A 9,053-nucleotide genomic window follows, 5' to 3' on the forward strand; every position below is an offset into this window, starting at 1 on the left:
ACCCGACGCAGCCCCCGGCCGTCCCCACCCAGCCGGCCGCCGCCGCGAACTCCCCGGCGACGGCCGCCCTGGGCGCCGCGGATGATGAGCTGGCGCTGGCGCCGCTCGTGCCCGGCAACGGCCCCACGGTGCGCTTCGAAATCACCAGCGAGCCCAGCGGCGCCCGCGTGCGCTACCGCGGCAAGGACCATGGCGAAACGCCCCTGAACCTCAAGGTGCCCCTGGACGATGATGGCAGCGCCAGCGCGGTGCTGACCTTCACGATGGACGGCTATCAGCCCGTCACCATCACCGCCACGGGCTCCGGTACCAAGCAGCTCGTCACCCAAAAGCTCAAGAAGAAGTCGAGTCCTCCCCGTCCCCCGCGGGCTTCTGACTCGAACGACAAATTCAAGGACAACCCGTACTAGTGAGACACTACAAAGCCCTTCAACGAGTGGGCCTGCTCGCGCTGTGTCTGTGCGCGACGCAGGTCCTGGCGGACGCACGTCTCGAAGCGCGTCGCCATTTCCGCAACGGCATGAGCCTCATCGGCAAGAAGGATTACGACGAGGGCATCGCCGAGCTGGAGCAGGCCTACGCCATCAAGCCGCACCCCAACGTCCTCTACAACATCGCCCGCGCGTACCAGGACGCGGGCCGGACGGCGGAGGCGCTCGACGCCTACAAGCGCTACGTCACCAGCAGTCCGGCGGACGCGGCCTCCGTGGAGGCCACCATCGCCGCGCTCGAGGAGAAGCAGCGCGCGAGCCAGGCCGCGGCGCAGCCGGAGGACAACTCCGCGCTGCCCATGCCGCCCCCGCCCGCCAGCATCCAGTCGCAGCAGCAGTTGGGCGCGCTCCTGGAGCGGCTGGAGAAGGCGATTGAGCGCGCGGAGACCATGCCCACGACGGGCCCGGGCACCGCGACGCCGTCCACGTATGTCCCGTCCGCGCTGCCCGGCCTCGCGGAGGCGGCGAGCGGCGATGACGGCGCGGTGCCCTACGAGGAGCGCGTGGTGACGGCGAGCCGCCGTGCCCAGTCCTCGCTGGAAGCACCCAACGCCACGACGGTCATCACCGCCGAGGACATCCGCCTGTCGGGCGCCACCAGCCTGCCGGAGCTGCTGCGGCGGGTGCCTGGCGCGGACGTGATGTCGCTGGGCATCGGCAGCGCCAACGTGTCGCTGCGCGGCTTCAACCAGCGCATCGCCAACAAAGTGCTCGTGCTGGTGGACGGCCGCACCGAGTACCAGGACTTCCTCGGCCTGACGCTCTGGTCCTCCATCCCCATCGGCCTGGACGAAATCGAGCGCATCGAGGTCATCCGCGGCCCGGGCAGCGCGCTGTACGGCGCCAACGCCATGTTGGGCGTCATCAACATCATCACCCAGTCCCCGGGCTCGGGGCCCCGCGCGCGCTTCAACGTCACGGCCGGCACCGGCAACAGCGTGGCGGGCTCGTTCCTCAGCCACGGCAACACGGGCGCGCTGCGCTACCGCACGTCGGTGGCGTACTCGCAGGCGGACAAGTGGAGCCGCGACTACGCCAGCAACCGTCCGGACATCGTGCTCAGGGACCCGGACCCGGACATCGGCATGCGCGGCGCGCGCGCCACCCTGTCCGCCGTGTACACCTTCGCGGACGACAAGCAGGTGGGCCTGTCCGGCGGCGTGCACCGCTACACCACGGAAATCTATCCGCTGGGCCTCTTGCGCAACTACTTCATGGACGGCCTGGGCGCCTACGCCAAGGGCGACGTGGAGCTGGGGCCGCTCAAGCTCAAGACGTTTTGGAACCACATCTCCGGCAGCGCCGGTCCCCAGTACGAGCCCATTGGACAGCGCTCGCTGGGCACGGACATCAGCTCCAACCTCTTCAACGCCGAGCTGCTCTTCGCGCGCGCCTTCCAACTGGGCGGCGAGCACCAGCTCAACGTGGGCGTCGAGGGACGCCTCAAGCGCGTGGGCTGGGACTACCTGGGCCCGCTGCGCGAGGAGATTCACGCCGCGGCCTTCGTGCAGGACGAGTGGCGGCTGGCCGAGCCCCTGCGCCTGGTCGCAAGCTACCGCGTGGACCGGCACCCGCTGCTGGACGCAGGGACGCCGGGCCTCGCGCACTCGCCGCGCATCTCCGCGCTGTTCATCCCGATTGAAGGCCACGCGTTCCGCATCAGCGCGGCCTCCGCCTTCCGTGAGCCGACGTTCCTGGAGAGCTACACGCGCCTCCTGGTCCCCGTGCAGGGCGTCAACGGCGCCAGCGCGCTCACCACCGGCAACACCGCGCTGCGCCCCGAGCGCCTCACCGCCTTCGAGCTGGGCTGGCGCGGCGAGTCCGCGGAGCTGGGCATGGACTGGGATGTGGCCCTCTACCAGAACCGGGTGAAGGACCTCATCGGCCTGTCCGCCTTCGAGCGGCTGCCCGCCGGCGAGTCGTATGACGCGGCCTCGGGCAACTACCTCATCGGCCGCTCGCGCTTCGTCAACGAGGACTCCATCTACACCGCGCGCGGCGTGGAAGCGGGCCTCACCCTGGCCCCCGTGGACGGCCTGGGCATCAAGGCGAGCGCCGCCTTCCAGAACGTGACGTCGGACCTGGAGGAGAAGGAGGCGTGCGGGCCGTGCAGCCAGGCGCCGCAGCTCAAGCTGTACGGTGGCGTCACCTACCGCACCAAGGCGGACCTGGAGTTCGGCGTGGACGTGGCCTACACCTCGTCCACCACGTGGATTGAGCGCGAGCCCGCCGCGTCGGACCCCACCCGCATCGAGCTCTTGTCCAACCCGCTGGGCGCCTACGCCGTCATCAACGCGCGCGTCGGCTACGCGGCGGTGAAGAACACGGTGGACGTCGCGCTGGTGGGCAGCCAGCTCGGCTCCGCTCACTCCCAACATCCTTTCGGCAACCGCATCGAGCGGCGCGTCTACGCGACGCTGACGGTGACTCCATGAGCCGCACCCTCCCTTCCTGGAAGCAGTCGCTGGGAGGCGTCCTCGCCGCGTCCCTGCTCGTCGCGGGCTGCGAGTCCCCCACGGTGGTCCCCACCGCGGACGGACGGCAGAACATCCACACCGCCCGCATCGAGGGCAGCCTCGTCGTGCAGTCGCGCTCGCGGGGCAACGCGGTGGTGTTCATCTACGACGCGGACCGGCCACCGCCGCCGCAGGGCACCGGCCGCCCCATCGCCTTCACCGTCGTTCCGGCCGAGCAGCTCTTCGGCCCGGCGCTCGGCACCGACGCGCCCGGCCCCTTCACCGCGCCGTTCTCGCTCAGCCTCGTCGCGGCGGGGCGCTACACGCTGCGCGGCTTCATCGACGTGGACTCCTGCCGCTCCGGCGCGGCGCCCTGCCACCGCTCCGATTTCAATCCCTGGTACGGCGTCACCAGCGAGCCCAACCAGGGTGACGTCGGCGGCGCCGCCGTGGACCCCACCACCGGCATCCCCCTGACGCTGGAGGTCGCCGTGGACCAGGAGGGCCATCCCCTGCCCCTCACCAACGTCACGGTGAGCTTCTCCCAGGCGAGCGCGCAGGTGCCGGTGGACCGGCCCGCGTTCCAGGCCAGCGTCATCGTCGGCGGAGACGCCGTGCTCACCGCGGGCGGGCCGCCCAAGGTGCTGCGCCTGGTGCCCCAGAGCATCGAGGGCGGCGCGGTGGAGCAGCGCCCCAAGGCGTTCCTCGTCAGCTACGTGGACGCCAACCGCGACGGCGTCCCGGATGACGCCAACCGCGACGGATTCGGCGACCTCTGGCCGCGCGTCGTCGTGCGCAAGCTGGCGGACTCCCCCGGGCTGCTCGAGGACAACGACCTGGACCGCAACGGCATCCTCGATGCGAATGGCACCGACTATCCGCACGCCGACGGCACCCGCGACGGTCAGCCGGACCTGGTGGTGCTGGCGGCGGCGCTCGTGCCGGACGCGCTCTACCCGGCGCTCACGGATGAGGCTGGAAACCCGCGCATGACGCCCGTCCCCGTGGCGGAGCTGCACATTGGCGTGCAGGCGGTCGCCCTGGATGCTCGGGACCCGGCCGCTCCCGCGCGGTTGGAGGGACTGCCGAAGGGGCGTTACTCGGTGGTGCTGATCCAATCCACCGGGCAGACGTGGCGCGTGCCCAACGAGCTGGCGCCCGGGATTGCCACGGGCATCGGGTTGACCGGGGTGGAGAGCCAGGCGTTCGTGCTCGAGGCCCCCTGATTCCCGCTTCGTCAAGTGGGGTATGGGACGCCCCACGTTCGAAAAACGAGAGGAAGGACGGTGCTTTGACTTCGGCATGTCCTTCCGTCAACATGATTGGGTCTCCAGGGGGACAGCCCCACCAGAGGTTGATGATCCGATGAAGGCCGGCACCCTCCCCTCCCCAGAGCCCGTACCCAACCGCACCACGACGGACCCGGCGCGCCCTCTGGGAGGCCGGACCACCGCGGGCGCGGTGCCCCAGCGTGTCCTGCTGGTGGATGACAGCCGCTCCATCCGGACGCTGCTGAAAATCTACCTGATGGCCCGCAACTTCGAGTTCCTGGAGGCGGAGTCCGCCGAAGAGGGACTGAAGGTCGCCGAGGCGGAGACCATCGACCTCATCCTGACCGACTTCCACATGGACGGGATGAACGGCGCCGACTTCGCGGCGCAGATTCGCGCCAACGCCAACCCCAAGCTGGCCAAGGTCCCCATCCTGATGATGACGGGTGACCCGAACGTGGCGGAGGTCCGCGCCCTGGGTCAGAAGGCCGGCATCAGCGCCTTCGTCCGCAAGCCGGTGAGCTGCGCACAGCTCATGACGCTGGTGGACACCATCCTCCCGCTGCCGCGCAAGTAGTCCCCCAAGCGGCTCGCGCCGTCACTCACGCCGGGTTCCGGGCCGCCGAAGCGGTGCGGGCCCGGCGTTTTCGCATCGCCTCTCCCACGCGCACCGCGAACAGCAGCGCCAGCACCGCCCCGTAGACGAGCGGCTCGGTGACGTCCTGCTTCACCCGCCACACGAAGTGCACCACGCCCAGCACCGCGGCCACGTAGGCCAGCCGGTGCAGCCGCTGCCAGCGGGGAAAGCCCAGCCGGCGCACCCAACGGTTCGTGGAGGTGACGGCCAGCGGCACCAGCAACACCAGCGCGGTGAAGCCCACGGTGATGAAGGGGCGCTTCACCAGGTCCTCCAGCAGCGCCTTCAGCGACAGGCCCTGGTCCAGCACCAGGTACGTGAGGAAGTGCGCGCACGCATACGTGAAGGCCAACAGGCCCAGCGTGCGGCGGATGCGCGCGGGCCACGTCCACCCGGTGACGATTCGCAGCGGCGTGCATGAAAGCGACGCCAGCAGCAGCACCAGCGCGAGCAGCCCCGTCTGGTTGAGCGCCGTCTCCACCGCGTTGGGCCCCAGCGCGCCTTGAGGCCCCTGCACGGCGAGGAGCGCCAGGGGCGCGAGGCCGCCCACGGCGAGCGCGGGGTTGAGCCAGGGATGCGGAGGCGAGGCCATGGCTCAGTAGTTCTTCCGCAGGTCCAACCCCGTGTAGAGGTGGGCCACCTGCTCGGCGTAGCCGTTGAAGGGCAGCGTGGGGCGGCGCTCGAAGCCCTCGCCGATGCGCCGCTCGGTGGCCTGACTCCAGCGCGGGTGTGCCACGGCGGGGTTCACGTTGGCGTAGAAGCCGTACTCCTCCGGCCCCGCGAGGTTCCACGTGGTGAAGGGCTGCTCGCGAGTGAGGCTGATGCGGACAATGGACTTGATGCCCTTGAAGCCATACTTCCACGGGACGACGAGCCGCAGCGGCGCGCCGTTCTGCGCGGGGAGCTGCCGGCCGTACAGGCCCATGGCCATGAAGGTGAGCGGGTGCAGGGCCTCGTCCAGCCGCAGCCCTTCCACGTAGGGCCAGTCCAGCACCGCTCGCGTCTGGCCGGGGAGCTGCTCCGGGTCCATCAGCGTGGTGAAGGACACGTAGCGCGCGTGACTGGTGGGCTTCACCCGGGCGAGCAGCGCGGCCAGCGGGAAGCCCAGCCACGGAATCACCATGGACCAGGCCTCCACGCAGCGCATCCGGTAGACGCGCTCCTCCATGGAGAACCAGGAGAGCAGCTGGTCGATGTCCACCGTCTGGGGCTCGTGCACCTCGCCGTCGAGCGTGACGGTCCACGGCCGGGGCTTGAGCAGGTGCGCGAGCCGGGCCGGGTCGTTCTTGTCGAGCCCCAGCTCGTAGAAGTTGTTGTACGTGGTGACGTCCTCGTACGGCGTGCGCGGCTCGTCCGTGTCGAAGACGCCCGTCGCCTTCGCCACGGGCCCCGTCACCTGCCCCGCGTCCGGGACATAGGCGTCCATGGCGCGGCGCTGCTTGCCGCTCAGGAGGTACAGGCCCCCCGCGACGGCGGCGGCGGTGCCGGCGAACAGGCCCGCGTTCTTCAGGAGCTCGCGGCGGCGGAGGTAGAGCGGTTCAGGGGTGACTTCGGAGCCGGGCGGCTCCACGGGCGGCTTGTCGCTCATGCCCCTTTATAACGGGCCCACCCGTCCGGCGGTTACATCGCGGGCGGTGGAGGCTGCGCGCGACGCGTCGGCGCGGGCGTCCTTGACCCGCCACAGTCGCCACCAGGGCGTGCCAGGGGACTGGTGGTGCTCCCAGTGGTAGCCGAAGAAGAAGCAGGACAGCATGGCCCACAGGTGGTTGCGCGGCAGGGTGCGCGCGTGGTGGGGCGCCATGTCCGGCGTCTCCGGGCGCCGGTGCGGCTGGTAGGTGCCGAAGTAGAAGAGCTGCAGCGTGCCCAGCACGGCGGGCAGCACCCAGAACGCGAGGATGCGCGGCTGGGAGACTCCCATGAAGACGAAGATGTTGAACTTGGCCGCCATCACCCCCAGCTGCGGGAGCGTGGTGTAGCGGGCCATGAACGTCCCCAGCCACGGCCAGAAGGACTGGGTGCGGGTGGAGAAGTCCGGGTCCGCGTCGCCCGTGGGCTGCTCGTGGTGGGCGTGGTGGTTGAGCACCAGTCGGCGGTACGACAGGCCGGCGAAGAGGAAGCAGGCGACGGTGCCCACCGTCTCGTTCACCCAGGACTGTCGGGCCACCGTGCCGTGCATGGCGTCATGGCCGGTGATGAACAGGCCGGTGCACAGCCATGCCTGCAAGGCGACATGCAGCCAGGTGAGCGGGGAGTCCCAGGGCAGCTCGGGCGACAACAGCATCCACGACAGGTGCGTTCCCCACGCGCCCAGGATGACGAGCGCGACGAGGATGCCCCAGGGGCCAGGCGGGGCCGAGCGATAGCGGGCCGAGTTCTCCATCTCTCCTGACTCATGGGGCCGGTCCGCCCGCCGCGCACGGGAAACGCACCGCGCGTGGGGGCGAACCAGCGACCGTGGCTACTTCCGCACGCCGGCGTCGGCCGCGGGTGCGGTGGCCTCGCGAACGAGTTCGTCCGCCGTGACGTAGTGGGGCGCGATGTCCACCGGGACGTCCTTCAGGCGCTCCAGCACCTTGCGCACCGGAGGCCGCACCACGCCCATCTTCGCCAGCAGGGCCTCGGCGGCCTTCCGGTCACCCCTGCCCTGGATTTCCATCAACTGCTTCGTCAGGGAGGCGACGGACTGCTGAATCTTCTCCGGCACCACGGAGAAGGTGCCATCCGCGTTGACCTTCACCGCCCCGGTGTCGAGGAAGTGATTGAGTTGGAGGGCCACGCCCTTGCCGTGCGCCTCGTCCGTGCCGAAGCGGATGGAGCGGAACGCGGAGGCCAGGAACGTCGTGTACATGGTGCGGCCCATCGACTTGTCGATGACCCCCGTGTCCATCAGCCGCTGGAGCGCCCACAGGCCGGAGATGTCCGCCTTGGCCTCCTCGAGCGCGCTGGAGGCCACCTGGAGCGCCTGCCGCACCGTCGTCGCCTTGCCGCCCACGGTGATGTTGTGCGGCCCCAGGCCGTGCATCAGCTCGTGCATCAGGATGTGCGTGAAGAAGGCATCGAAGGCCACGTCCTTCTGGTCCTTCGCGGACAGGGCCACCTTGGAGATGGGCACCAGCACGCGCTCGAACTTGGCCTCCTGCACGTTCTTCAGCATGACGCGCTTGGAGCCCATGGCCTCCGTGACGCGCTCGTCGTTGGGCAGGTTGTACGCCGCCGTCTGCACGCCGCGGTTGGCGTCACCCGAGGAGAAGAGGCTGTTGACGACGCGGATGGGGGCCAGCGCGCCAATCTTCGGGTTGCGCAGCTTCGGGTCGATGGGGAGGTTGCTCTCCAATTCCTGGAGGTGGTCGCTGAACTTGGACAGCTTGCCCGTCTCCGCTTCGTCGCGCAGGCCGACGAACGCCTCGAAGGCGGCCTTGTAGTTGAACCAGCCATCCTCGTAGACCTCGTAGGGTCCGACGGTGGGCTCGATGCTCGCGTCCAGCTTCATCCACGCGACTTCGCTGGCGTAGTAGTCGTTGGACAGGAACGCGTCCGCGCGCGAGGTGAGGAACGCCTTGAGCGTGGGCTGCTTCGTCAGCGCGGCGGCCTCGCGGAACAGGGAAGCGGCCAGCGCCAGCTCGCCCTGGTACTCCACGCTGTACGGCACGGTGATGAACTTGCCGTCGGTGCCCTTGCGGATGGTGGTGTAGAAGCCGGTGGCCTCCTTTTGCTGCGCCTCGGGCAGCGCCTTTATCCAGGCCTCGACTTCCGCCTTGGTGGAGCCGGCCGGGTAGAAGTTGCCGGCCTCCGGCTTCGGGGGCACACCGGGCAGGAAGGGCCGCCCCTCGTCGAGGCTGTTCCACGGGCCCTTGTCCAACAGGAACGCGTGCAGGCGCGCGCGGCCCAGGGGCGACTCGTCCCTCAAGAGATTCAGCAGCACCGTCTCGCTGCCCGCCCAGCGCTGGCGCAGGAACAGCGCGTCCATCAACTGCGAGGCCTGGACGATGCGGCCCAGCGCGCGGCGCTCGTTGTCGGGCAGCGCCTTCAGGTCCACCCGCAGCTCCACCGGAGCGAAGCGCGCGGTGAGCCGCTGCAGCTCCGCGGCGTCGGGGAACGAGGTGGGGGCTTTCTCCTCGGCGACAGCGGAGCCGGACAGCAGCACCGCCCCGAGCAGGGACAGGAGGGTTCGGTTCATGGCTCTTCCCTACTCCAACCC

General features: G+C 69.9%; 8 protein-coding genes. 4 read left to right on the forward strand and 4 right to left on the reverse strand.

Translation table 11 applies throughout. The features are described from left to right. From HR086_RS41075 to HR086_RS41090, 4 genes are all read left to right on the forward strand, one after another. The coding region (locus HR086_RS41075; protein ID WP_174468337.1) for a PEGA domain-containing protein at positions 1-410 on the forward strand (410 nt) is incomplete at its 5' end. Then, on the forward strand, positions 410-2,926 hold the full coding sequence (locus tag HR086_RS41080) for a TonB-dependent receptor domain-containing protein (protein WP_371745677.1): 2,517 nt from the start codon (positions 410-412) through the stop codon (positions 2,924-2,926). The genes HR086_RS41075 and HR086_RS41080, both read left to right, overlap by 1 nt. Then, a complete protein-coding gene (locus HR086_RS41085) occupies positions 2,923-4,173 on the forward strand; it encodes a hypothetical protein (RefSeq protein ID WP_174468338.1) in 1,251 nt (416 codons plus the stop codon). Before HR086_RS41080 ends, HR086_RS41085 begins: the two co-directional genes overlap by 4 nt. 139 nt (positions 4,174-4,312) lie before the next feature. Continuing rightward, positions 4,313-4,795, forward strand: a complete 483-nt coding sequence (locus HR086_RS41090; RefSeq protein WP_141648225.1) for a response regulator — start codon at positions 4,313-4,315, stop codon at positions 4,793-4,795. Positions 4,796-4,820: 25 nt separating this feature from the next. Here the strand turns inward: HR086_RS41090 and HR086_RS41095 are convergent, their stop codons facing one another. The 4 genes from HR086_RS41095 to HR086_RS41110 all read right to left on the reverse strand — a co-directional run bounded on the left by HR086_RS41095 (position 4,821) and on the right by HR086_RS41110 (position 9,032). After that, positions 4,821-5,447, reverse strand: a complete 627-nt coding sequence (locus HR086_RS41095; protein ID WP_174457613.1) for a sulfite oxidase heme-binding subunit YedZ — start codon at positions 5,445-5,447, stop codon at positions 4,821-4,823. Positions 5,448-5,450: 3 nt separating this feature from the next. Continuing rightward, positions 5,451-6,443 (reverse strand): protein-methionine-sulfoxide reductase catalytic subunit MsrP, encoded by a 993-nt coding sequence (gene msrP / locus HR086_RS41100; RefSeq protein ID WP_174457614.1) that lies wholly within the window; start codon positions 6,441-6,443, stop codon positions 5,451-5,453. 6 nt (positions 6,444-6,449) lie between these two features. Then, the gene (locus HR086_RS41105; protein WP_174468339.1) at positions 6,450-7,235 is read right to left on the reverse strand and encodes a fatty acid desaturase; all 786 of its coding nucleotides are present in this window, start codon (positions 7,233-7,235) and stop codon (positions 6,450-6,452) included. A 78-nt stretch (positions 7,236-7,313) separates the two neighbouring features. Then, entirely contained in the window at positions 7,314-9,032 is a 1,719-nt protein-coding gene (locus HR086_RS41110) for a hypothetical protein (protein ID WP_174468340.1), read from the reverse strand. Between the last annotated feature and the right edge of the window lie 21 nt (positions 9,033-9,053).

It is taken from the genome of Myxococcus sp. CA039A (assembly GCF_013336645.1).
Taxonomy (GTDB): Bacteria; Myxococcota; Myxococcia; order Myxococcales; family Myxococcaceae; genus Myxococcus; species Myxococcus llanfairpwllgwyngyllgogerychwyrndrobwllllantysiliogogogochensis.